Annotated in this window: 27 protein-coding genes and 3 riboswitches; of the genes, 16 read left to right on the forward strand and 11 right to left on the reverse strand. The window is 44.4% G+C overall.

The annotated features are described in order from the left end of the window. Positions 1–12: 12 nt before the first annotated feature. The 3 genes from CLOSA_RS15730 to CLOSA_RS15740 all read left to right on the forward strand — a co-directional run bounded on the left by CLOSA_RS15730 (position 13) and on the right by CLOSA_RS15740 (position 4,741). Positions 13–909: a MerR family transcriptional regulator gene (locus CLOSA_RS15730; RefSeq protein WP_013273750.1), complete on the forward strand. Its 897-nt coding sequence runs from the start codon at positions 13–15 to the stop codon at positions 907–909. A gap of 85 nt (positions 910–994) precedes the next feature. Next, positions 995–3,793 carry a MobP3 family relaxase gene (mobP3, locus tag CLOSA_RS15735; RefSeq protein ID WP_013273751.1) on the forward strand — a complete coding sequence of 933 codons (2,799 nt, stop codon included), beginning with the start codon at positions 995–997 and terminating at the stop codon, positions 3,791–3,793. 15 nt (positions 3,794–3,808) lie between these two features. Next, positions 3,809–4,741 carry a DUF3991 and toprim domain-containing protein gene (locus CLOSA_RS15740; protein ID WP_013273752.1) on the forward strand — a complete coding sequence of 311 codons (933 nt, stop codon included), beginning with the start codon at positions 3,809–3,811 and terminating at the stop codon, positions 4,739–4,741. Positions 4,742–4,827: 86 nt separating this feature from the next. Here CLOSA_RS15740 and CLOSA_RS15745 read toward each other — a convergent pair whose 3' ends face one another. Beyond that, the gene (locus CLOSA_RS15745) at positions 4,828–5,367 is read right to left on the reverse strand and encodes a DUF1697 domain-containing protein (protein WP_013273753.1); all 540 of its coding nucleotides are present in this window, start codon (positions 5,365–5,367) and stop codon (positions 4,828–4,830) included. Positions 5,368–5,514: 147 nt separating this feature from the next. Here CLOSA_RS15745 and CLOSA_RS15750 point away from each other — a divergent pair, with 147 nt between their 5' ends. Beyond that, on the forward strand, positions 5,515–7,317 hold the full coding sequence (locus CLOSA_RS15750; RefSeq protein ID WP_012104173.1) for a VirD4-like conjugal transfer protein, CD1115 family: 1,803 nt from the start codon (positions 5,515–5,517) through the stop codon (positions 7,315–7,317). Positions 7,318–7,331: 14 nt separating this feature from the next. Next, positions 7,332–7,586, forward strand: coding sequence for a helix-turn-helix domain-containing protein (locus tag CLOSA_RS15755; RefSeq protein ID WP_012104172.1), 255 nt, complete (start codon positions 7,332–7,334; stop codon positions 7,584–7,586). Between the two features lie 178 nt (positions 7,587–7,764). Here CLOSA_RS15755 and CLOSA_RS15760 read toward each other — a convergent pair whose 3' ends face one another. The 4 genes from CLOSA_RS15760 to CLOSA_RS15775 all read right to left on the reverse strand — a co-directional run bounded on the left by CLOSA_RS15760 (position 7,765) and on the right by CLOSA_RS15775 (position 10,723). After that, positions 7,765–8,088, reverse strand: a complete 324-nt coding sequence (locus CLOSA_RS15760; RefSeq protein ID WP_012104171.1) for a helix-turn-helix domain-containing protein — start codon at positions 8,086–8,088, stop codon at positions 7,765–7,767. A 164-nt stretch (positions 8,089–8,252) separates the two neighbouring features. Further along, entirely contained in the window at positions 8,253–8,888 is a 636-nt protein-coding gene (locus tag CLOSA_RS15765; RefSeq protein WP_013273754.1) for a class I SAM-dependent methyltransferase, read from the reverse strand. Positions 8,889–8,979: 91 nt separating this feature from the next. Beyond that, positions 8,980–9,786, reverse strand: a complete 807-nt coding sequence (locus tag CLOSA_RS15770; protein ID WP_013273755.1) for an N-formylglutamate amidohydrolase — start codon at positions 9,784–9,786, stop codon at positions 8,980–8,982. A gap of 34 nt (positions 9,787–9,820) precedes the next feature. Beyond that, positions 9,821–10,723 (reverse strand): ECF transporter S component, encoded by a 903-nt coding sequence (locus tag CLOSA_RS15775; RefSeq protein WP_013273756.1) that lies wholly within the window; start codon positions 10,721–10,723, stop codon positions 9,821–9,823. A gap of 147 nt (positions 10,724–10,870) precedes the next feature. After that, a riboswitch (THF riboswitch) is annotated at positions 10,871–10,986 on the reverse strand. Positions 10,987–11,052: 66 nt separating this feature from the next. Then, positions 11,053–11,133, reverse strand: a riboswitch (ZMP/ZTP riboswitch). Positions 11,134–11,393: 260 nt separating this feature from the next. On the opposite strand from CLOSA_RS15775, the gene CLOSA_RS15780 reads away from it, so the two are divergent. The 11 genes from CLOSA_RS15780 (at position 11,394) to CLOSA_RS15830 (ending at position 18,759) form a co-directional block, all read left to right on the forward strand. Then, positions 11,394–11,570 (forward strand): excisionase family DNA-binding protein, encoded by a 177-nt coding sequence (locus tag CLOSA_RS15780; protein ID WP_013273757.1) that lies wholly within the window; start codon positions 11,394–11,396, stop codon positions 11,568–11,570. A 62-nt stretch (positions 11,571–11,632) separates the two neighbouring features. Beyond that, positions 11,633–12,328, forward strand: a complete 696-nt coding sequence (locus CLOSA_RS15785) for a response regulator transcription factor (RefSeq protein WP_013273758.1) — start codon at positions 11,633–11,635, stop codon at positions 12,326–12,328. Positions 12,329–12,384: 56 nt separating this feature from the next. Next, a complete protein-coding gene (locus CLOSA_RS15790; RefSeq protein ID WP_049791718.1) occupies positions 12,385–13,254 on the forward strand; it encodes a sensor histidine kinase in 870 nt (289 codons plus the stop codon). Positions 13,255–13,379: 125 nt separating this feature from the next. Next, complete coding sequence (locus tag CLOSA_RS15795; RefSeq protein ID WP_013273760.1) at positions 13,380–14,303, forward strand: ABC transporter ATP-binding protein; 924 nt, start codon at positions 13,380–13,382, stop codon at positions 14,301–14,303. Continuing rightward, positions 14,287–15,081 carry an ABC transporter permease gene (locus CLOSA_RS15800; protein ID WP_041708666.1) on the forward strand — a complete coding sequence of 265 codons (795 nt, stop codon included), beginning with the start codon at positions 14,287–14,289 and terminating at the stop codon, positions 15,079–15,081. Before CLOSA_RS15795 ends, CLOSA_RS15800 begins: the two co-directional genes overlap by 17 nt. Positions 15,082–15,095: 14 nt before the next feature. Further along, the gene (locus tag CLOSA_RS15805) at positions 15,096–15,905 is read left to right on the forward strand and encodes an ABC transporter permease (RefSeq protein ID WP_013273762.1); all 810 of its coding nucleotides are present in this window, start codon (positions 15,096–15,098) and stop codon (positions 15,903–15,905) included. Between the two features lie 11 nt (positions 15,906–15,916). After that, positions 15,917–16,378 carry a hypothetical protein gene (locus CLOSA_RS15810; protein ID WP_013273763.1) on the forward strand — a complete coding sequence of 154 codons (462 nt, stop codon included), beginning with the start codon at positions 15,917–15,919 and terminating at the stop codon, positions 16,376–16,378. Positions 16,379–16,394: 16 nt separating this feature from the next. After that, the gene (locus CLOSA_RS15815) at positions 16,395–16,658 is read left to right on the forward strand and encodes a hypothetical protein (RefSeq protein WP_012104160.1); all 264 of its coding nucleotides are present in this window, start codon (positions 16,395–16,397) and stop codon (positions 16,656–16,658) included. Positions 16,659–16,789: 131 nt separating this feature from the next. Then, positions 16,790–17,410, forward strand: a complete 621-nt coding sequence (locus CLOSA_RS15820; RefSeq protein ID WP_013273764.1) for a P-loop NTPase family protein — start codon at positions 16,790–16,792, stop codon at positions 17,408–17,410. Further along, a complete protein-coding gene (locus CLOSA_RS22710) occupies positions 17,394–17,807 on the forward strand; it encodes a GntR family transcriptional regulator (RefSeq protein WP_012104158.1) in 414 nt (137 codons plus the stop codon). Before CLOSA_RS15820 ends, CLOSA_RS22710 begins: the two co-directional genes overlap by 17 nt. Further along, positions 17,777–17,863, forward strand: a riboswitch (cyclic di-GMP riboswitch). It overlaps the preceding gene by 31 nt. 482 nt (positions 17,864–18,345) lie before the next feature. Continuing rightward, positions 18,346–18,759 (forward strand): sigma-70 family RNA polymerase sigma factor, encoded by a 414-nt coding sequence (locus tag CLOSA_RS15830; protein WP_013273765.1) that lies wholly within the window; start codon positions 18,346–18,348, stop codon positions 18,757–18,759. 282 nt (positions 18,760–19,041) lie between these two features. Here CLOSA_RS15830 and tnpC read toward each other — a convergent pair whose 3' ends face one another. The 6 genes from tnpC to CLOSA_RS21850 all read right to left on the reverse strand — a co-directional run bounded on the left by tnpC (position 19,042) and on the right by CLOSA_RS21850 (position 24,196). Next, complete coding sequence (gene tnpC / locus CLOSA_RS15835; RefSeq protein ID WP_013273766.1) at positions 19,042–20,709, reverse strand: IS66 family transposase; 1,668 nt, start codon at positions 20,707–20,709, stop codon at positions 19,042–19,044. 103 nt (positions 20,710–20,812) lie between these two features. Further along, positions 20,813–21,169 carry an IS66 family insertion sequence element accessory protein TnpB gene (gene tnpB / locus CLOSA_RS15840; RefSeq protein ID WP_013271285.1) on the reverse strand — a complete coding sequence of 119 codons (357 nt, stop codon included), beginning with the start codon at positions 21,167–21,169 and terminating at the stop codon, positions 20,813–20,815. Further along, positions 21,162–21,506: an IS66 family insertion sequence element accessory protein TnpA gene (tnpA, locus tag CLOSA_RS21845; protein ID WP_013271286.1), complete on the reverse strand. Its 345-nt coding sequence runs from the start codon at positions 21,504–21,506 to the stop codon at positions 21,162–21,164. Before tnpA (CLOSA_RS21845) ends, tnpB begins: the two co-directional genes overlap by 8 nt. A gap of 295 nt (positions 21,507–21,801) precedes the next feature. Beyond that, positions 21,802–22,257 carry an IS200/IS605 family transposase gene (tnpA, locus tag CLOSA_RS15850; RefSeq protein WP_013271927.1) on the reverse strand — a complete coding sequence of 152 codons (456 nt, stop codon included), beginning with the start codon at positions 22,255–22,257 and terminating at the stop codon, positions 21,802–21,804. A 353-nt stretch (positions 22,258–22,610) separates the two neighbouring features. Continuing rightward, positions 22,611–23,078, reverse strand: coding sequence for a hypothetical protein (locus CLOSA_RS15855; protein ID WP_013273767.1), 468 nt, complete (start codon positions 23,076–23,078; stop codon positions 22,611–22,613). Between the two features lie 173 nt (positions 23,079–23,251). Then, positions 23,252–24,196: a VanZ family protein gene (locus CLOSA_RS21850; RefSeq protein ID WP_013273768.1), complete on the reverse strand. Its 945-nt coding sequence runs from the start codon at positions 24,194–24,196 to the stop codon at positions 23,252–23,254. Positions 24,197–24,246 lie beyond the last annotated feature (50 nt).

The raw sequence follows: 24,246 nt of genomic DNA on the forward strand, positions 1-24,246 counted from the left end.
GGAGGAAAATTTATGCTGATAAAAGAAGTTTGTGAGAAATGCAGGCTAACAAAAAAGGCAATAGAATATTACGAGTCTAAAAATCTGATACATCCGCAGATACTCGAAAACGGATACAGGAATTACAGCGATTCCGATATATCTGCACTGAAAGAGATATCTGTGCTTAGAAAATGTGGTATCAGCATTGCCGATATTGCAGAGATACTAATTAGCTCAAATAAACCGGCGGCTTTAGCCAAGTGCAAATATATCACGGAATTACGGATGCAACGTTTGAATGATATACAAAAGTGTATGGACAGTCTGATTGCCAATTACGATGTGAATCGTGAATTTGACTATCTGCAAACGCATGATGCGGACTTATACACCGTAAAAGAGAAATTGGTTTTTGCTTTTCCCGGAAACTATGGCCTTTATGTATCAATGCATTTTGGCAGATTCCTGAACGGGACAATTGAAACTGAGAAACAACGAAAAGCTTATGATGCTATCGTGCAGTACCTTGATCATGTGGATGTGTATTTGCCTTCAGAGCTTTCTGAATTTTTGGAATTGCTTTTCAATGCAAGTGAAAAAATTGATGCGCTAAAGATGGAAGAAGAAATAAACGGAAAAATGCATAAAATGCTTGCTGATACAGACTGTTACTTGGAACGCAACCGGGAAGAAATTGAACGGTATATTGAATTTAAAAGCTCTGATGAGTATCAGAATTCCGATGCAGGCAAAATTCAAAGGTACATGTTGGATTTTCAAAAAGAAAGCGGCTATCAAGAGGTTTTAATAGCCAACATGAAAATACTCAGTCCCGCTTATGCTGAATATTTGAAAAAGGTTGAAGCAGCAAATGACATTATGCTGAAAAAGTTTCCAAAAGCAAAGGATATGTATGAATTAAATTAATATACGATTTATGATTTATTCTTTAGGGCGATCATAAAGTTGATCGCTCTTTTCTTTTGCCCAAAAACGCAGAAAGGAGGCTGCCATGCCGAAAATCATCTTTACCTCGCAATATATGCGGGATGCCCCGCCAGCCCAGCTTGAAAACTATGTGAAGTACATCGGAACCCGTGAGGGTGTGGAAAAAATTGATGAGAGCAAGCTGTTGCTTTCGGCTACGGTAAAACAGCAGCAGCTGATCCAACAGATCATCCGGAATATTCTCTCTGCCAAAGATATGCTGGAGTATGCCGACTACTGTGAAAGCCCTACCATCGGCAACGCTACCGAATTTATTTCCCTGGCATTGGAACAGAACCTAAACCTCATTGGCAAGCGGGAAAATTATGTGGAGTATATCGCAGGCCGTCCCCGTGTGGAGCGGACCGGCGAGCATGGTCTGTTTACCGATGTGGGAGTGCCGGTGGTGCTGGCGCAGGTACAGGAGGATGTGTGCCAGCACAAGGGTGCTGTCTGGACTCATGTCATCAGCCTACGCCGGGAGGATGCCGCAAGGCTTGGATATGACAGAGGCAGGCAGTGGCAGGATTTGCTCCGCAGCAAAAAAGCCATGCTCTGCAAGTATATGAAAATCGACAGTGAAAACCTCTGCTGGTATGCTGCCTTTCATAATGAAAGCCATCATCCCCATGTGCATCTCATGGTTTACTCCGCCAAAGACGATGACGGCTTCCTTACCGAGCCTGCCATTGAAGGCATGCGCTCGGAGCTGGCACACGATATCTTCCGTCAGGACTTCGCCCACATTTATGAGCATCAGAACGAAGCCCGCAGCCAGCTCAAGCAGGGTGCCGCCGATGTGATGGCCGAGCTGCTTTCACAGGTACAGGATCGTGTCTGTGAAAACAAAGCCATCGAAGCGGATCTGCTGCTGTTATCGAAACGGCTTCAAAACACAGGGGGTAAAAAGGTGTATGGATACCTCAAGGCAGATGTTAAAGCCATCATCGACCGCATCGTAGATGAGCTTTCTAAGGAAGAACGGATCGACAAGCTCTACCGGGCATGGAACGACTGGCAGAATGAAATCCTCAAGACTTACACGAATAAGCTGCCACCCCTTCCTCCTCTCTCCCAGCAGAAACAATTTAAGAGTATTAAAAACATGGTGATCGCCGAAGCATTAAAGCTGGGTGGTCACCATTTCTCATTTGAGGATGAAGATGCACCAGAACCGGAGCTTACAGAGCCTGCGGACGGCGAAACGGAGGAAGCCTTTATGGAGCCTGCCGATGTGGTCTTTCGTGCCGATTGGAGCAAGCAATACAAGCTGGCGAGAAAATATTTCTACGGCAGCGAGGACGTGCCTCAGGATTTTGATAAGGCATACATTCTTTTCTTGCTGGAAGCGGAATCCGGAAATGCCCTTGCCATGCATGATCTCGGCAGAATGTTCGCCGATGGCTTGTGTCGTGAAATTGACTTGCAGATTGCTCACGCATGGTATGAAAAAGCACTGGCTGCTTTTTTATCCGCAGAGAAAGAAAAGCCGAAACCCTATCTGGAATACCGCATCGGAAAAATATACGCCGCTGGTCTTGGAACCGAACAAGATTATGGGCAGGCAGCCTCATGGTTTCAGGAGGCGGCAGAAAAAAATCATAAATACGCCCAATACTCCCTCGGCTGTTTGTATTACCGTGGTCAGGGTGTTCCACAGGATTATACAGAGGCGCTCTGTCTCTATACTCTGTCTGCCAATGAGGGGAACCCCTATGCGGATTATGAGCTTGCCAAAATGTATCGTAACGGTGTTGGTACGCTCGTGAATGCGGATATATCCACCCAGCATTTCAAAGCCGCCTTTTCCGGATTTTATCGTCTGGAAAAGGACAGCCATGATGACAAGCTGCAATACCGCCTTGGTCAGATGCTTTACACCGGAACTGGTACGGACAAAGATATGCAGGCTGCAGTTTCTTATCTGGAGAAATCAGCACAGCTTGGAAATGTAAATGCCCAATGTCTGCTGGGCAAGGTGTGTCTGGAAACCGGTATCGGAAACCCTGTACAGGCGGTGGCTAGGATGGTCAAAGCAGCGGAGGCCGGAAACGCCGGAGCGCAGTATGCCCTCGGAAAGTTGTACCGGGATGGCACTCATGTAGATAAAGACATTCCAAAAGCAGTGGCTATGTTCACAGCTGCCGCAGAACAGAAAAACGAGTATGCCGCTTACCAACTCGGCAAGCTGTATCTGTCCAGTGCGGATCTTCCGAAGAATCTTCCGGAAGCGGTCAAGTGGCTCACGCTTTCCTCCGACCTTAGCAATGCTTATGCCGGGTACTCACTGGCCAAGCTGTATCTTTCCGGTGATGGCATTCCCAAGGATGTCGGTGCGGCAATCAGGCTGTTCACCTTATCGGCAGAGAAGAAAAATGAATTTGCCGCCTATCAGCTCGGCAAGCTCTATCTCCAAGGGGAAGATGTCCCAAAGAATGTGGAAGCCGCTATCCGTTGGCTGACCGCTTCTGCCAATCAGGGAAACCAATATGCACAGTATGCTCTTGGTAAGCTGTATTTTTATGACGGCGATGTTCCCCGTGACAAGGAAAAGAGCCTTTACTGGCTGGGACTGGCTGCGACGCAGGGCAATGTCTATGCGCAGTACTTTATTGACAACATCAACAACTATCGCAATCCCTCGGTGCTACTGGCAGCCACCCGGCTTATGCATCGGCTGGAGAATTTGTTCCGGGAGGATTACCGAAGAACCGCAGGAATCGCTGCCGGTCAAATCGACTGCAAGCGCAGACGGAAGCTGCAGGAGAAAAAGCAGGCGCAGGGTCACAAGCGGGATGACTATGCGCCGCAAATTTATTTATGATGGGAGGTTTTACTCATGTCAGACTACATCCATTTTACAGACGAACAAAAGGAACGAGCCAACTCCGTAGACTTGGTGGACTTCCTCCAGCGGCAAGGAGAAAAGCTCCTGCCATCAGGGAGGGATAAGCGGCTGGCCAGCGATCACAGCATCACCGTTCGGGGCAACCGCTGGTACGATCACGCTTCTGAGGAGGGCAGTTATGCTATTGATCTTGTGAAACGGCTCTATAATCTGTCTTTCCCGGAGGCGGTTAGCCTCCTGCTGGGTGGTGAGCAAGGAGTAGAATACCGGCAGCACAGCAAATTCAGTGAACCGGAGCAGCGAAAGCCATTCGCTCTGCCGCCAGCGCACACGGATATGCGCCGGGTGTTTGCTTATCTCATTAAACAGCGCTGTATCAGCCGAGAGGTGGTGTCGGAGTTTGCCAGAGAGAAGCTGCTGTTTGAGGATGCAGAATACCACAACGCTGTGTTTGTTGGCTTCGATGAAAAATGCGTTGCCCGCCATGCCCATAAGAAAAGTACGGCAACCGGCAGTGCTTTTCGCATCAATGTAGAGGGCAGCCATCCGGCCTACAGCTTTCATTACGTTTCCAAGAATCCAAGCCCCAACAACCTGTTTGTGTTTGAAGCACCTATTGATCTGCTGTCCTACATCAGTTTGCATCCACAGAATTGGAAAAACGCCAGTTATGTGGCGCTGAACGGTGTGTCGGAACAGCCGGTGCTAAAACTATTGGAACTGTACCCTCAGCTTCAACGAGTGACACTTTGTCTGGACAATGATAAAGCTGGTCATAAAGCCGCCAGCCGCATTCATGAAACATTACGGCAGCAGAGATTTGAAGATGTGGTGTATGATGTTTCCGCACACAAGGACTGGAATGAAGATTTGAAAGCATTATACTCGCAGGAGCAAGCCGCACCATCTATGGTAATGACATAAAAAGCATGACAGCTGATGAGTAACCGTCATGCTCAGTTTGCTTATTAACCAAATGTTACTAAAGCGGATTAACTGGAGTTTGCAGACTATATTCCAACTATTTTTCTTGCTGTATTTGCTGTTCGGATTGTAATCTTGTCCCTTATATTTGAACTGGCAGTCTTTGACCACCAATTTGTCTTTTGATAATCTTTTCGGTTAAAAGACCAGAAAACAGCATTTTTATAATTGTATACTTTCTCATACTCCTCTTTAGGATTTCCAACCTTATTATAAAACTCGTTATAAGATAAGGGAGGAAACATAAAAATAAGGTTATCATATATGTCCTTGTTATCATCGCCCCACCAATCGGGCGCATTATTTAATATATCTTCCAATTCTTCCTGTAAAATAATAAAAACTGGTATATCTAACTCAAACTTGTTTTTTATCATCATTTTTATTGTATTTACAAGAATAGCCGTATCATCTATATCACTTGAAAAGATAACGTTGCCGCTATTGAGGTGTGTAAAAACTTCTGTATAGCCCATTTCTACAAAACCTGTTTTTAGTTCAGACATTGCTATCTTATTTTTGCCGCTTACATTGATACCTCTTAATAATGCAATGTATCTTTTCATATACAATTTCACCTCTTAGAATTCTGATTTAATAATTCGTCTACTATCTTAAACTTGATTAACAATTGCCGAGCCTTATATTTCTAAGGCCAATATTTACAGTCATTATACTACAAGTTCAATTCAAATAAAAGAAAGGAGTTCCCTATGTTATCCCAAGTAACTATTCTAATTGCAGTGGCCGCCGTGATGTTTTTTGTCATCGGCGGTCTTTCTCTTTTAGCACACTATTATACCCTTAGCGGCATTAAATCTAAAACGGTCGGTGACGGTCAGCACGGTACCGCCCGTTTTGCCACAGAAAGCGAAATCAGACGGACATACACACATGTAACCTACGAGCCGGAAAAATGGCGGCGTGGGCAGAATCTGCCCACCTTGCAGGGGCTTGTGGTAGGGAGTAAGCAAAAGGCAGGCTCTACCACCGCCCTTATTGATGACGGCGATATTCACTGCCTCATGATCGGTGCTGCCGGTGTAGGTAAAACCGCAAACTTTCTATACCCCAACATCGAATACGCCTGCGCCTCTGGCATGAGCTTCCTCTGCACCGATACCAAGGGGGATTTGTTCCGAAACTACGCAGGCATCGCAAAGGATTATTATGGCTACAAAATATCTGTGCTGGATCTGCGTAACCCCACACGCTCGGATGGGGATAACATCCTGCAGCTGGTGAACCGTTATATGGATGCCTACATGGAAAATCCGGAGAATCTCGCGCTGAAAGCTAAAGCGGAGAAGTATGCCAAAATCACTGCCAAGACCATCATCTCCAGCAGCGGCGAGGATTCGGCAAGCTATGGGCAGAACGCCTTTTTCTACGATGCCGCCGAGGGATTATTGACATCCGTGATTCTGCTGATTGCAGAATACTGTCCTCCGGAGAAGCGGCACATCATATCGGTGTTCAAAATGATACAGGATTTGCTGGCTCCCTCCCCGGTGAAGAATAAAAGTCAGTTCCAGCTGCTTATGGATAAGTTACCGACTGACCATAAGGCAAGATGGTTTGCGGGAGCCGCCCTCAACACCGCAGACCAAGCAATGGCCTCCGTGCTGTCTACGGCTATGTCACGCCTCAATGCCTTTCTGGATTCCGAGATGGAGCAGATTCTGTGCTTCGACAGCTCGCTGGACACGGAAACCTTCTGCAAGGAGAAGTGTGCCATCTTTATTGTGTTGCCGGAGGAAGATAACACGAAATACTTTATGGTGTCGTTGTTCCTGCAACAGCTCTACCGGGAGATGCTGACCGTGGCCGATGAATACGGTGGCAAGCTTCCCAACCGGGTCATGATCTTTGCCGATGAGATCGGAACCATCCCTAAGATCCAGTCAATGGAGATGATGTTCTCCGCAGGCCGTTCCCGCCGCATCAGCATGGTACCCATCATTCAATCCTTCGCTCAGCTTGAGAAAAACTACGGCAAGGAGGGTTCCGCAATTATCATTGATAACTGTCAGGACATTTTATTTGGAGGCTTTGCACCCAACTCGGAAAGCGCAGATATCCTCTCAAGGGCGTTGGGGAATAAAACCGTCATGTCCGGTTCCATCAGCAGAGGAAAGAACGATCCCAGCCAGAGCCTGCAGATGATCCAGCGCCCGCTGATGACACCGGATGAGCTGAAAACTCTGCCCAAGGGGAACTTTATTTTGGCCAAAACCGGCTGCTGTCCTATGCGTACCAAGCTGCCGTTGTTTCTGAAATGGGGCATCCGATTCGAAAAGCCCTTTGAGGGGGAGGAACGTGCCGCCCGAAAGGTTCACTATGCCGACCGCTTTGAGCTGGAGCAGGAAATCCTCCAGCGAGGCTGTGCTTATGAGGAAGATGACTTTGCTGAATTTCCGGAGCCTCCCGGTGATGACCGCAACGGAGGTATGCTGCATACTCCAGTGCAGGAGCATGAGTCGGAGCTTCCCACCATGCCTCTACGTACCGATTAGGGGGTGTTCGTGATTTGAACTATCTTTCCTCACTCTATGCTGAAAATGTCCCACACCGTGCCGTGGCGGTTTACCGGTATCTGAAAGACCGGGCGAACAGGGACGGAACCTGTTATCCTGCAATCGGTACGATTGCTAAGGACTTGAAGCTCTCCCGCCGCACGGTACAGCGAGCCATCGCCGACCTCGAAAAGACCGGCTATCTTCAAAAGGAACAGCGCTGGCGGGAAAACGGCGGCAAGAGTAGTCTGCTGTTTACGGTGAAATGAGAAAACACATACCCTACCGCCAAGGGAGCAGTGCGTCCTGTCGGCGGCATATGGTATGTGTCATCATGGCCTATGCAGTGAACTTGTCACTCTAAGGATTTCTTTAAACACAGAGAAACAACAATAATTACTTTAACATGAAGAAAATCCACCTCCGAAGAAAGAAGATGGATTCTGCTTATCTGGCATCCAATAGCGCCTTGATGGTTGCGGCGGCTATTTTGATTTCCTTTTTGCCGCACAGCTGAATCATATGCATGAGCTGTTCTTTTTCTCTGTCTGAATGTTGAATTTCTGGGTAAAAGATCGTATCGGCTGATATTTTCAAGGCGCGGATAATCTTAAGTAGTACCGGCATTCTTGGGTGTTTGTTTTCATTTTCAATGGCCATTATGTATCTTGGCGTGACTCCGACCTGTTCCGCAAGGGCATCCTGTGTCATGCCTGCGGCAATCCGGGCTTCCTTTATGGTCTGACCAAATGAGTTCAGCAATTCCTCCACTGTAAGTTCACCTCCTCACCCAATTTTACAGTATGGGCTTAGGATTGAGAACGAACCAGTGATGACTGTTAGGGAGAACAAAAAACAATAATAACCTAGGTCATTGATGAAAAGCAAGATATACTGGTTGTTTTTTGAAGGTAACTTAAGAATAAACGATAGACTTAGGAAAGTTTCCTTCCTATGAAATAAAATCCATTCGATTTGTGTCCGTTCATAGTTGTAAATGTCAGGCGTTCATACTTTAATGTACGGAAATCAAGCAAAAGCTCCTTCAACCATTTCTCTGAGTGATGGCGAAGAACGGCGCCTTCCGGCAATTCAAAGACACCATAGATGCCATACTTTTCTTCAAAGCTTTGATAGCGGGCTTGATTTCGTTCATCTGAATTGATAAGGAAATCGTTGATGTAGAGAATTCCGTCAGGTTTTAATACACGATTTATTTCGGAAATCAGAGCCTGCTGTTCTTCATTGCTTTTGATACAAGTCAGGACGGCAAAGAGTATCACTGCGTCTATACTATGATCCGGCAAATCAATCCCTGCATCTTTTTTCAAACGGAGGTCAAGATAAGGAGCCTGCTGTTTTCCCCGTTCGATCATTCCCTGCGAAAAATCCATGCCAATCAGATGCCTGTACCCAAGATGATGTAATTCGTTTAATGTACGGCCATAGCCGCACCCAACATCAAGAATGACGGCATTGAGATCGAGATAATTGGCGAATTCATTTGCCTGAAATGGCGTTGTAAACTGTTTTGTCTCCGATACACTGTTCCAGTAATCTTTTTGTTCCATCGGATTATTCCTCCTTTTGTGATTTTATTGATTATATCGGGATACGTAGAAATTATTTCCATTGTAGACATATACCGTAAAATACGCGTTGCTATTTCGACTGTTCTATATTTACCCCCCAAAACAAAGGCAGTCGCATAAACGCTTCCTTTAGCTTCTGCTTTGCAGATTGAAAAAGCATTTCGTTTCTATCCGTTAGCTCTTCTTCTCCAAAGTAGCGGTCTGCGATATATTTTGTATACCGCAGTTCCATCATCACACCCTCAATCCGCTCGCCAAAAAGCTCACGGTAATGATTAATAATATGTCCTCCCAAGTTTGCATTATCTATAACACTGTAGCCTTGTGCTGTAAGATTTTCGTGCAGTCCATACAACGTCTGCTCAGAGGATGTAACGCCGCATCGGTTGGATAAATAAATATCTTGGCTGCCGCCATCGCCAAAGTCAAGGAAGAAACTGTGCAAGTCCAAAAGGAGAACCGACGGATACACCTTTAATTTTTCACGCAAAAGTTTTTCAAGCGCCTGATGATAAGGGTCATAATACAGGCCTACCCGACGGTTAATTTCATTCTCATTCAGCGGTGAAGAATACAAACGGCTGCCTTGAGTGTTTTCCTGATAGACCACGGTTTGACGATAATCCCCCTTTTTTGCACTTTCGGCCGGCCGGTTCATATCTACCACATAACGGCTTAGGTGGTTGATGATCGTGGTGCAGCCCATTGCAGGAAGAAAGTCGTATAGCTCCGGCAAGAACCAATCTGTGTTTGACAGACAGACGCCTTTAAGGAAGCTACTGCGAATGTCTTCGGGGACAAAGGTGCCGCTGTGGGGTAAATCAATCACCACCGGAAACTGGTGTACGTTTTCATTTAAAACCGTATAGTGTTCCAAAATGCTCCGCTCCAATCTTACGAGTCTTTGATTTCTATTTGAACTTAACGGATGACCCATTCATTATCTCTTGCAGGGTATTCTGTTTTCTGCAAATGCCCATCAGAATGACCACAAAATATGCCTTGACTGTATTGCCAAGGATTTCTTCAATTACTCTGGGAATCCATATGACTGCAAACGGCAGTACCTTCCATGCGGTAAAAATTGTTTCACGCAATACGACTGTGTTAAGAGTTGTGACAATCAAACCGGAACCAATCATAGCGATAAGAAGTTGGGGGATATGCTCCCTGCTTGTGTCATGAAAAATCTTTTTCGACAGGAAGAGATCAGCGGCTAACAACAGGATGCCGAGAGTTGCGCATCCAATCATTGCGGTTGTGACCCAAGAAATATATGTTGCCAGATTTCCCGATGGATCTTTTGTACCAATGGTTCTTTCAATCAGCATTTTACTGATAAGGTGCATGTTGTCCGTATTGACGTTTTCTTTTTGTACATGATTGTAGAATTCACGATTAACGCCATCGGCAGCCAGAAACGCAATATTACAAATCCCTGCTAATAACATGAGTACGGAAAAAATTGCAACTATCATTCTCATTTTCTTGTTGTCTTTGTTGCGCAGGACAGACCATAATGCGCCCCGGATAAATCCACCGGCAGCTACGACCAGCGTCATAAGAGGTATATAGGTTCCAACAGGCTTTAAAAGGTAACCCAAAAAGTCAGAAAGCCCGGACACAACCGCGCCATATACTGGCCCGAATAACAGGGATGGCATAATGGAGAAAATGCCGGAGATGCCAACACTCATTCCATTTTGACCAAACACGGGTATGTAGAAAGAAAATGTTGTTTTTAAAACAAGTGAAATACTGAGAAATACCGCAGAGATTGTGATGCGGCGCACATATAAAGTTGTATTCTTCAATTTAACTTCTCCCTTCTTAAATAGAACGTGACATAGAAAGTTTATTGTTAAATTGAAATTCTAAGTTATAACCATCAAATACACCTCCTGTCATGCAGCACAGCTACACAACAAGAGGCACAATCATTACACCGCTTCTCCTTATGCAGCAGCGGGATGCGAACCTTGTACCGTAAGCCCTAAAAGGCTTTTCGTCCCTCTGACAACTCCCCGTTCAGAAGGCACTGCAAATCAATGATTTACGCACAACGTTCTACTCTGCTCTGATTCAAATGTTCTCTGAATGGTATTAAGTGCATTCAGAAAATAAAAAAGACCCACCAATCCAAGCATCATGCCCAGACGGTCGGCTTTCCAAAACGCTGTACTCCCTGTGGTTGAATCCACTTCCGTCAGTCATACAGCACATTTATATTACCACTGCTCATTAGTATTGTCAACTTCAAGGCACAAATAGAAATTTATTGGACTCGTTGCATGATATAGCGTGAGCTCGCAGGCTTTCAAGAATTCTTTCCAAGCAAAAGAACCTAATAGAAATTTTTCGAATTTGCGCACAGCCAGCTCCCTCTCTTAATTAAAGTGAGAGGACTGGCTTTGCAAGGCGGTTGTTGCTTTCATTCGCGATTGCGTATATACTGAGAGAAAGACACAAGTTGGAGGAATACAAATGCTTGATTATATATCCGTACAGCAGGCCGCTGATCAATGGGGTATCTCAAAGAGAAGAATACAGAAGCTCTGCGAGGAAAACAGAATAGCCGGAGCGGTTCGCTTCGGTCGCGCATGGGCAATTCCAAAGGATGCGGAGAAACCAGCTGATGCGAGAAAGAAAGAAAAAAAGTGAATTGATAACTTTGGCTTTTATTTTCTATGTGAGAAAATGAATTGATACAGGGAGGATTGAAAATGAGCTATAAAATCTTAGTGATTGATGATGATAAAGAGCTGTGTGCTTTGATCAAGCAGAGTGTGGCGGTTGAAAGTATAGACGCAGATCACTGCTATTCCGGCACGGACGGGCTCGCTATGCTCCAGAAGAATGATTACCAGCTTATTCTTTTGGATGTGATGATGCCGGGACTGGACGGCTTTCAGACTATGGAGAAAATACGGCAGAAAAGCAGTGTTCCCATACTAATGCTGACCTCCAAAAATGACAGCACATCAAAGATTCGCGGACTGCGCTCCGGTGCGGATGATTATCTGACAAAACCTTTTGATATGGATGAACTGATTGCCCGTGTGGTTTCCTTAATCCGCCGTTATACGCGGTTCAATACGACTGGAGATCATTCTCAGCCGCTGACTTATCAGGGGCTGACCATAGACATGGACAGCCGGAGCGTAACCACTCAGAACGGGACGTTTGAATTGCCGCCGAAAGAATTTGACCTGCTGCTGTTTTGCGCGAAAAATCAGGGGAAGATTTTAACAAAACAGCAGATTTACGAGGAAGTTTGGGGTGAATCATACGTTTATGATGACAGCAATATTATGGCGATTATCAGCAGGCTCCGCAAAAAAATCGAATCTGATTCCAGCGCTCCCTATTACATCCAGACGGTAAAAGGAATCGGCTACCGCTTCAACAAGGAGGTGTAGGCGTGATTCTCGATGTGACATTAGGCATACTCCTCTTCCTTGCTCTTCTGCTCGGTATGATTTGTATGGGAAAACTCCTTGGCGTTAAGCGGCAGCTTCAGGACATGACAGATGCTCTGAATGACATTGAAGCCGGAAACGGAAATCGCAGAATTCTTGCCGTGGACAATGAGTTGACCGCAGACCTTTCCTACAAAATGAATGAAATTGTTACCCGTTACGAGGAACAGCTCTCCGGGCTCAGGGCAGCAGACGAAACCAACCGCCAGCTCATGACCAGCCTCTCCCATGACGTGCGGACACCGCTCACTACCCTGATCGGCTATCTGGATGCGTCGCATAGAGGCGTTGTCACAGGAAAAGAGCGCGAAGATTATCTGGAAATCGCCAGACACAAAGCCCACGACCTGAAGGATTATATCGACATCCTGTTCGACTGGTTCAAGCTCAATTCCAGCGAATTCGCCTTATCCATAGAACGGGTGGAGCTTGCGGAGCTAACCCGAAATGTTCTGAAAGACTGGATTCCCATATTTGAAGAAAATCATCTGGACTACGAAATTAATATTCCGGAAAGGCCGCTGTTTGCAAAGGTGGATTTGGACGGATATGCCCGTATTATCAACAATCTGGTGCAAAACGTCATTACCCATAGCCGGGCCACACAGATAAAAATCGAAATGACACAAGAAGGAAATAATATTGAAATCCGTATCACAGACAACGGGATCGGCATCGAGAAAGCGGATTTGCCGCACATCTTTGAGCGGTTGTATAAATGTGATAAAGGCCGCTCTGATAAGGGAAGCGGATTGGGACTGTCCATTGTCTGGCAGATGGTCGAAAAAATGGACGGTAAGATTACCGCCCAAAGTGAACCAAACCGATATACAGCGTTTATCGTTGGCTTCTCAGTAAAAAATTGAGTGAATCCCTGTCTGTGGGCAGGGATTTTTTCTGCCAAAATTGCAAGGTTAATGCAAGGTTAATGCAAGGTTAATGCAAGCTTGGCGTGTTACACTGGTTTCAGTAAGAAAAGGAGGTTCTGAGATTGAGTGATATAATCATTGAAACAAAAAATCTTACCAAACAATATGGCGCGCAGAAAAGCGTTGCCAACCTGAGTATTCATGTAAAAAAGGGTCGTATTTATGGGTTGCTCGGACGAAACGGTGCCGGAAAAACCACGACGATGAAAATGCTGCTAGGCCTGACGCAGCCGACCTCGGGAGAGGTGAAAATTTTCGGTAAAAGCATTCGTGGAAATGAGAAAAAAATCCTGCCACGTGTCGGCAACCTCATTGAGTCGCCGGGCTTTTACCCAAATCTGACCGGCACGGAAAACCTGAATATCTTTGCCCGACTCCGGGGTGTTTCCAAGCGCAACGCTGTTTCCAGCGCATTGGAAGTTGTCGGGCTGCCATACGGCGATAAAAAACTGTTTTCACAATACTCACTCGGTATGAAGCAGCGTCTGGCCATCGCGCTTGCCATCATGCACGACCCGGAACTGCTGATTCTGGACGAGCCGATCAACGGGCTTGACCCCATCGGCATTGCGGAAGTCCGTTCGTTCATCCGGGAGCTGTGCGACGCGAGAGGAAAAACCATTTTGATTTCCAGCCACATTCTTTCGGAAATATCCCTGCTGGCGGACGATATCGGTATCATCGACCATGGGGCTCTGCTGGAGGAAGAAAGTCTTTTTGAATTAGAAGAAAAAAACAGTAAGTATGTTCATTTCATCGTCTCCGACACGGCACAGGCGGCCAGAATCATGGAGCGAAGCTTTGGGGCAAAAAATTTTACGGTGGAAAATGACCGCAGTCTGCGCCTGTACGATACGAATTTGCCGGTGACCGCGCTCACCCGCGCTTTTATTGAGAATGGATTGGAGGTCGCGGAAGCCCACACCTGCGAGGACACGCTGGAGGACTACTTCAAGCGCGTGACCGGGGGTGAGGGCATTGCATAACCTGATCCTTTGTGAATTTCAAAAGTTCAAACGGCGTCCCATGTTTCTGCTGGCGACACTGGCGGCATTCATTTTTCCGATTGTGATGACAGCGCTGTACTGGAACACCCCAACGCAGCCGGATTTTGACAATCTATTTTCGGGAATTGTTGACTACGGAGATTTCCTTCTACTGCTTCCCATTTTGGTGGTAATCTCTACTTCGCTGTTTTTTACGGAGCAGGACAGCGACACGTTAAAAAACCTTGCGACGATCCCGGTCTCAAGAGAAAGGCTTGTGCTGGCGAAAATAAGCGTCATGGCGATTGTTGCCGTGGCCTATTCCCTCGGCGGATTTCTAGCCAGTGCAGTGTGCGCAAAGCTGCTGGGCATGGCTCTTATCAATATGGGGCAGAAATTTTTTCTCAGCATTTTGCTTGGGCTTATGCTCCTGGTAGCGTCTCTCCCATGCGTAGTATTAGTGGTGTGGTTCAATAAGAACAACCTGATTTCCATTGTCATCACCCTGTTTTATACGATTGTCAACTACGTCGTCCACTTTACGGACGCAGGCATGCTGACACCTGTCGGTGTGAATATCGGGACGGTGCTGCCCATCCCGCTGATCAACCGCTGGATCTATCAGTTTTACGATCCGGGGAAAGGTTCAGCATCGGAATTTTATGAAACCATGAGGCCATACTTTGTTTCCACCCCCGTCTGCCTTGTAATCCTTGCTGTGATGGCGGTTGTGTTTACCGCGCTGATGATACGGATTTACAACCAGCGCGAACTATAGAAGGAGGCGTGACGATGAATTTGATTCGCACAGAATTTCAAAAACTGAAACGGTACAGCATCATCCTCGTTGGCATCATCGGTGTAACCTGTTCTCCTATCATTTCGATTGCAATGCAGAACATGATGTCGGACGACGCCAAGACCGTTTTGAACTATACATTTCCTGATTTACTTAACAGCACCATCTGGAACAACATGACAATCTTTTTCCCTATGATTCTCGCCCTGATCGGTGGCTATATGATTAACCGGGAATACACGGATGACACTCTCAAGAATCTGCTGACCGTCCCCGTCAGTTTTCCACGCCTTATGACTGGCAAGCTGACCGCCCTCGGTATGGTTGCGTTGCTGCTCGGTCTTTATAACGCATTCGTTACAATAATCGTCGGCCTGATCTGCTGCCCGGAAAACATGTCGCTAAGCATCATTTTATCGGGTAGTGTCCAGATTATCGGAATGGCCTTGTTTATCTGCATTGGGGAATTCCCTCTGATCGCCCTTTGCGGGCGCAGACAGGACGCTTTCCGGGGCGGAGCCGTGGTTGCATTCCTTCTCGGATACATTACGATTTACTTTAAGAATCCCGTGATTCGCAATCTGTGGCCGTTGTCAGCCGGACTCAGTATCGTACGCTTCGGCGGCGAGGGCTTTGTGTCCGATACCGCAGGCAGCTATGCTTCCACGCAGAACGTTTTAATTGGCATCTGCGTAATCTTAGCAATGATACTGCTGACCGGAATCATTATCAATATTCCGAGCAAAGACGCAGCTGCAGCCGCTTCCTTAAAGAAGAGCGGTCACGGCAAGCATAACCGATAGGAGGTTCACAAGTGAAAAAATCAATCCTTTTTTTAATGATAGCGTGCTGCTTCGTTTTTGTACTGACAGGCTGCACTAAAGATGAGATCGTTGATCACTACAACCAAACTCTTCAGGAAGCCGGGGACGATAACCTGACAAAAGACAGCAAATTGCAGGGAAAGCGCAGCTTCGGCTCCGACAGCTATGTCGGGAACTATTCCGCTGATTACGACGGATTCACAGGAACGGAAACCCTGTTTGGCGGAACGGCGCTGGAACGGGAGGACGGAAATAAAATTGAAATCACCTGCACCCTCAACATCACGGATGGGACTGCAAAGGTTGTTTTTAAGTCAGGGACGGATGACCCTCAGGTGCTGATCGAAAGCAGCGGCGATTATTCTGAAACAATTGAGCTGCCATCTGCCAGCAACTATATAGCCGTTGAGGGCGATGGCTTCACTGGCTCTGTAGAACTGGAAATCAAATAAAAGGAGTAAAAAAACCATGAAAAATAAAATTCTAAGTATCATTGCCTTTATAACGATCTTTGTCCCAATTACTATTCTCTTTGTGTGGAAGCCGTCCGACCCGAACGCGACAGGTATCGTGATCGGTTACTTCATCTTCATCGCGCTCAGCTTTATTTATTCACTGTTTCTGTTTGCCAAAAAGCATTTGAGAGATATTTATACCAAAATTGCTCTTGGCCTGAACGCGGTGTACCTTGTGGGTATTCTGGCTTTTGTCGTGATTCCGCGTCTTATCTAAGATTGTCAGAAAAAATAACACGGGATTATCTATGAAACTGAGCGTGTATATTTGCAGTCAGCAAATCATTGCTGTATACAGTAGTCCTTGGGCATATTAATTTTTCAGGAAAGGAGCATGAACATTGTAATATGAACCGTGATGTACTGCACTGTACCGGTCTCACGAAAATAGAGGCCGGGGAAACAATCTTTCATGATATCAGCTTTAATCTGCACTACGGGAAAATCATAGCCTGTACAGGAGCCGGAACCCACGCGCTAATACGGATTTTGATCGGCAAAGATGCCAATTACATAGGGAAGTTTCAAATCGACGGGTCTATGGGATATGTGCTGCTGTCGGACACAGTCCCACTGGAGCAGACCCCCTTACAGGTCTTACAGAAAGCAAATGCAAAGCACGAAACTGACAATATGCTAACCGGTATGCTGTTGATTGCCGGGCTGGATGGTAAGGAGAAGATGCTATGCAGCGAACTGACATCAGGCGAGATCCGCAGACTGCTGGTGATACGAGAAATCCTGAAAGCTCCTGATTTATTGGTTCTGGAGGATATGTTTACAGATGCTTCAGCGTATGATCAAAAAATCATAAAGAGAATGCTCATTGAGGTTAACGCATACATAGCCGTGCTTCTAACCGCGTCCTCCGCAGAGCGTATGCGCGGACTTACTGATCAGGTTATAAATCTGAATACCGGTCAAATGAAGCTGGAAGAGGATGGGCAGCATAATGAATTTCGACAGTAAAATTCCCATCTATCTTCAATTACATAATCACTTTCAAAAATTGATTTTATCCGGTGAATTGGCACCGGGTATGCCAATTCCTTCGTTTAGAAAAATAGCGTCCGAAGCACAGGTCAACACAAATACCGTACAGCGCGCCATGATTTCTTTGGTTCATGAAGGTTTGGTGGGGAAGGAAACAGGAAAAGGTTACTCGGTGATTAAGGATCAGGAAAAAATCATGTACCGGCGTCAGGAACTGGTTCAGTATACAACCAAGCAGTTCCTGCATGCAATGAAAGCACTTGGATATGACAGGCAGCAGATCATTGAAGTGGTATTTCAATATTCCAATGACAACTCTGATTATGGTTTTGAAAATAGAATTCCGACAAAGGGCAAACTTGCCGAAAGGTAAGGACGCAAAGCCGAGGGTCTAAAGTGCGAGAGCATTATGACAGTCTGGCTGCCGTAAAGGATTGCGTATGAAACCTGCCCTTTTGCGGCAGGTTTTTTTCATAATAAATGAAAGGCGCTACCCGCCAACAAAAAAAACGTGAGTTTGGCGGGTCTATCTTAATGCCTGAATAAGCATATCGTAACCCTCCAAGCTCACCAGTTTGGAGGGTTTTCTATGTGTATTCAATATGCCTTGAACTTAAGGCGACCACTGCTCAGCAGCGGTCGGGCGTGATGAAGCGGACATCTATCTCCTACATACAGCTATAATCGGTAACTTGTCAAAAAAAGGCTATGCTGCGCATGGGCGCAGAGCGGTCACAAACACGAACTAACAGAACGTGTTAAATACGAACATATCTACAAGAGTGTATCAACGGACGACTATGTCCGCTGGTGCGCTCTTTTTGCGTTTTTAGGAGATATTCCTCGTTGTAGATCACCGCCTTCTTGTCCTTCGTTTTCAACAAAATTTTGAAAATTAGGAGGACAAACATATGTCAGTGAATAAAAAATATACCATTATTGTAAAAAGGCAGCGTGTGGAGGTCAGCGAAGCCGTCTACCGTGCCTATCATAAAGAGCGTGAAGCGGAGCGCTATCAGAACAAGCTGATTCGCCAGAATGAGCTGTCGCTGGAGCGGTTCCATGAGGATGGTGTTAACATTGATTACCTCATAGTCCGTGTTCAGCCGGACATAGTGGACAAGCTCATACATCAGGAGCAGCTGGAGTCACTGTGGGCTGCTCTTGACATCTTGCCGGAGGATGAACGCTCTCTCATTGACGAAATATTCTTCAATGAGAAAAGCGAGTCACAGATTGCTCAAAGCATTGGACTCAACCAATCTACGGTTAGTCGCAGGCTTTCAAAAATTTTATCTAAGCTGAAGAAACTAATAGAAATTTAGTTTTTTAGCGCATAGGTGTAAAGCTGATTTATCTTCTGAGGACAGGTCAGAAAAAGTCACTTCGCGTATCTTGCTGACTCTTCGTATCCCTATGGGCGTTGGCTGCTTCGTTCTTCAACGCCCGTTTGCAGTAACCGTTAAAGGCGCGCATGATAATAAAAAATAGGCACGGTGATACCTCCCTGATATCGCCGTGTCCTAAAAAAGGGTAACACTAATAGTAAATGGTAAATAACCAGTCCCGGCCAACAAGTTCGCCGCCCGATTGGGGCGGCGGTATATTTACCGTGTTTTTAGTTTTCTACAACGATCTGGCAATTCCTCTGACCACGGCATTAGTTTTACCAGTTCATCATCCGGAACATTATTTCTTGGATAATGCATTAACTGCTCAAGCAGATAAGAGAAGTACTCATACGGCTTAAGACCATTCGCTTTTGCTGTTTCAGCAATGCTATATAAGGCAGCGCTAGCCTCTGCACCGTTCTTCGAATCGATGATGTGCCAGCTGTGTTTACCAACACAGAATGAACGGATACTTCTTTCTGCATCATTGTTATCAAGAGGTATTTTCGGATCTTCAAGAAATACTCTTAAAAACTGTTCCTGATGAATGGAATAATCAAGAGCACCTGCCAGTTTTGAACTTTTATCCAGTCCCGTTTTACCTGCATTCTCTTTTATCCACTCAAAATAGGCATCCATCAGAGGTTTGACTGAGTTTTTTCTATGATCCAGTCTTTCTTCATCGGATGATTTTTCATACATATGATCCACATGATAGATAGCAGCGATCCTTTTTACTGCTTCAGCTGCTATTTTCTGTCCAGGTGTGGAAGGACCGTTTTTTCCACTGGCTTTTACAATCTCAGCGAACCGTCTTCTGGCATGAGACCAGCAGCCAGCAACCTTCAGATCATCAGACCGTTCCTTCGCCAGGGTGTGATATACCTGATAACCATCTGTCACAAGAGTCCCTTTGTATCCTTTTAGGAATTCTCTTGGGGCGGCAGTCCCTCTCGTTCCTGGATACTCGTAAAGGAAGACCGGTGGTTTTTCCGAACTGCCAGGTGAATGGTAGACCCACATGTACTGCTTACATTTTTCTGGCATTACAAAAGGGGTTTCGTCACAGTGTATATGATGGCTTTTCATAATCTCTGCCTTCATCATGTCATGTATCGGGCCAAGATAGTATTGGTGAATACGGATCATCCACCCTGCCATATCCTGTCTTGGAATGTTAACGTCATTCCTTAAAAACTCTTCAGAAAGCCGGTTTAATGGTACCGCATTGACATACTTGGCGTTAATGATGGCTCCTGCCAGTTCCGGGGTAAGGATGCTGTGACTTAATAGACGCAGAGGAACCTCTGCGCGAAGAATCCCACCGGTATCATGATTTCCGGCATATACTTTGATGTGATGCTCCAGTACTTCGAAGTGAGCCGGTACATACTTTAGCTCTTTGTATATTTCATCCGGCAGATAATGCCAGCCCTTTGGGAAGTGTTCTGAGAGCTCTTTTTCAGTACGTTCATGCGATACGACGATGGTCTCGATATCCTTCAGGTTGATATCACGCTTTCCCTTGGAACGAGGCTTGCGCTTACGAACAAGGACTGTTTCCATATCTAGTTCTTCGGGAATTCCATTCTCAGTCAGTGACTCAGCCTCATTGAGGATACACAGGTTTTCAAGATCGAAAGATAATTGTCCTTCTGTCGGCAGAGTCTTCTCAGATTTCCTGCCAAACCGATTCTGTGTAAGAATAGAGATTTGTTCCTTTAGACTTTCAACTTGATGGAGCATCTGCTCATTCTGCTTTTGAATGGTAGTATTCTGCTCCGAAATAAGCTGGAAACTTTCATGCAGCTGCAAGTAAAGCATAACAATCATATCTTTAGAGAGATTATTCAGTTCATCCTTAGTAATAGTAGTCTTTTCCATAGGATCATTATACCATGAAAAGCTCTGAAATTCATCGTATTTCTGGTGTTTTTTAGCTTTAGGATAAAGGATTTAACTGTCAAGGTACTTATGTAATTCGCAGTTAATAGAGTTCCGGTTTTACCTTGGATATGATTCTTTTTTGTTCGATGGAAAGACCCTCCATCAGCCATCGGAATTGCTGTTCGGTAATTGATTGTGCTTCCTGCCTACTGCGTGGCCACTTTAGATGACCGCTAGTCAGCCTCTTATATAAAAGTAGCCAGCCATCGCCCTCATACAAAAGTGCTTTTAACCGGTCTGTTTTTCTTCCACAAAACAGATAAATACTTCCGGGTTCCGTTGGATCGAGCCCAAAAGAGCCACTGATAATAGCTACCAGTCCATCCACTCCTCGGCGCAGATCCACATATCCAGTACAGATATAAATGTGCTTAAAGCCGACAGCATCATTAAGCATTACGAACCACCTCCAGCACTTTGGAGAGAAGTTCCATTGGAGTTGATTCGCTAACTCCCAATATAGTATTTCCAATAGCAATAGTCATTTGATAAGTAAAAAGATTTTCACTTGTTGTTGCAGGAACAGTTTTTTCCGGGAGAGCCGGCAGTTCAACAAAGCTGTTATGAATCAGAGCAGCTTCTTTCACTTTTCTTAGCCAGTAGTAATAGGCGTGGCGTGATAACTGGTGTCGTTCACAGTATTCATCGACCTTTATACCACTTTGACAACGGTCTTTAATGATCCTGGTCCACTCACTGAGTCGGATCTGGTTGGTTGCAAGTCGTGTGTTCATGTGGAGTTTCTCCTTGAGTTCTGAGCGAAAAGTTTGTTAGAAACTTTTTCAACTTTACACCATTATCTCAATTTTGCGAGGAACCAGAAAGTAGACGCGTTATTTACCATTTACCACTAATACACCTTCCGTTATCCAATTATTCAAGTCAAGACCACCCGTAAAACGGGTGGCTTGTGAAAAGGGTATAACCCTTTGATACTAGGCCAGCGTCTCAAGGCGCTGGCTTTCACTTCGTTCAAGCCACTATGCTTTTGACTCGTCGCCGCCCCTGAAGGGGCCTTTGTAATACCGACTAACCCTTAAAAGGGTCCTCGTATTCTTTTACACTTAGTTTATCTTGCATAATATCCGCTTTTTCCTGCTCCTGTATATATTTTCGGATGGTGTCCTCATTTAGTCCTACTGTGCTTACATAGTATCCTTCCGACCAAAAATGTCGGTTTCCGAATTTATACTTTAGGTTTGCGTGGCGATCAAACATCATAAGGGCGGATTTGCCTTTCAGATAACCCATAAAACTGGATATGCTAATTTTAGGCGGAATACTTACCAGCATATGTACATGATCCGGCATAATATGGCCTTCTAAGATTTGGACCCCCTTATAATTACATAGTTGCTTCAAGACTTCTCTCAAATCTTCCTTGTATTGATTATAAATTACTTTTCGTCTATACTTAGGTGTGAAGACGATATGATATTTGCACATCCATTTCGTGTGTGCCAGTTCATTGGCTTTCTTCGCCATTGAAATCACCTTTCCTTTCTCTAATAGTGGCTTGGACACCTCTATTATAATCGGAAAGGTGATTTTTTGTATAACTTACTGACTCGCACCCGCATAGCGGGTGGTTTATTATTTCACATGGATTCATTTCTCTTAAAGAGAAACTCACCCATGTTCAACAGGCTAAAGCCCATAACAAAAGCGGCGGCTTTGATTTTCTCAAAACCGCCGCTTAGCGTTTACGCGTTTCACTTTCTGAACAACGGTTTTATGTTCAATGTAAAAAGTGTCAGCAATTGCGTAGTGTTTATGTACAATGATATGGAAGTAAAAATACAAAGGTAATTGCCAGGATTAAAAAAACTATGATTTAATTAAGAAATAAATTCTTCTATGATAGATATCACTTTATCTCCTTGAACTTCAACCCAAAAAGGCGTTTTAGCTGGAATGTCTCTATTACCATACAAAAACTTCCGAAATTGTTCTTTGTCTGTTGTAGTATATTTTTTATCATCATCTTCTGATACGAATAGATTTCCTACATCAAAAAATGTGAACTTCGTTTTATCATCAATTGTAAAAGATATAGTCTCATCTGATTCATTATAAATATAGTATCCACCTGGCATATCACTCTCGGATAAATTTAATTCTTTGATTCGTTCTTCGTCTTTTTGCGTGATAAACTCAAATTCATCTAACTCAAGAGTATCACCATCTAAAGCGATATATCCGATATATATTTTGCTTTGTGTAACCTGTGTATTATCCGATCTTTTACAAGAAATTAATGAAAAAAGTAATATGACAATCAACAAAAAAGCAAGTATTCTTTTCATGTCATGCCTCCTTATAAACTTGATATTCCATTTTATTGTACTTTTAGATATAGCATAAATAATCCAAGCACCCAATAAATATATACCAAATTGCCTGTGGTATTTCACGTAGTTTAATACCGCTAAATGGTCACCTCGACAAAGCTTTTTACCGCATTGGCAATCATTTTTGGTTATTCAAGCCATTCAAATACAACTAAGTTGTCAACTTTTTTCCCATCTGAACTCCAAATACTAACATTGTTGCCTTTTTTGATTACTTCGCTTTCATTTGAAATAAAATCAGAATACAATATTTGTTCATAACGTTGATGTTCACCGGAAACTGTACTGAAAAAGTAGTCTATTTTAACATAGCAAATATATATTCGACTGTCGGGCGTTATTTTAACGTCCATGAGTTCCTTCTTTTCCGAAGCATTTTGTACCCTTTTTTCAACCGTAAGTGTGGAATCCTTTACTTCAACAAACTTTCCGCTAAGATAATTTTGCGTTTCGATAAAATCCTGAACAAATTCTCTGTTTTCTACAGTAGTTTCCCTTGGAGATATTAAAAACAAATCCGTATTGTTCACAAACAAAATGCCAAAGGCAATACTTCCCGATATAAATACCAACACTGTCATGGAAATAAGAAATGATAAATTTGATTTCGATTGTTTCTTTATAGTTGTGAATAACAGATATCCGGTGATAACTCCTATTGTGTTAAATATTAAATCATCAATATCAGTGCTTCCTAATCCCAAAATAAACTGTATTATTTCGATAAAGGCACTAAAAATAACACCGTTCAAAATAATATTCTTATTTTCCTTTTTCAAGATAATTGGTAGTAGTAAGCCAAAAGGAATGAAAATAATAATATTTCCAAGAACATTTTCCAAGATTCGCATTAATGAAACGTCAGTACTAATCATATCAAAAATTGACTTGAAAGGAATGATACTTATTGTCCGCTCGCTTGCGCCAATGGCAGCGAATAAGTTATACATAGGTGCTTGTTTAAAAAGTGTAATGCGAAGCAAAAAAACGATATAAAGTATAAAAAATGCATATATGCAAAAACTCAATATTCTTTCTTTTTTACTAATCTTATTATCAATAATTTTATCCATAATTCCTCCCTTGTAATTTGCCCTATAAAAACGGTTTGCTAAATTCAGTA

The organism is [Clostridium] saccharolyticum WM1, assembly GCF_000144625.1.
Classification (GTDB): Bacteria; Bacillota; Clostridia; order Lachnospirales; family Lachnospiraceae; genus Lacrimispora; species Lacrimispora saccharolytica.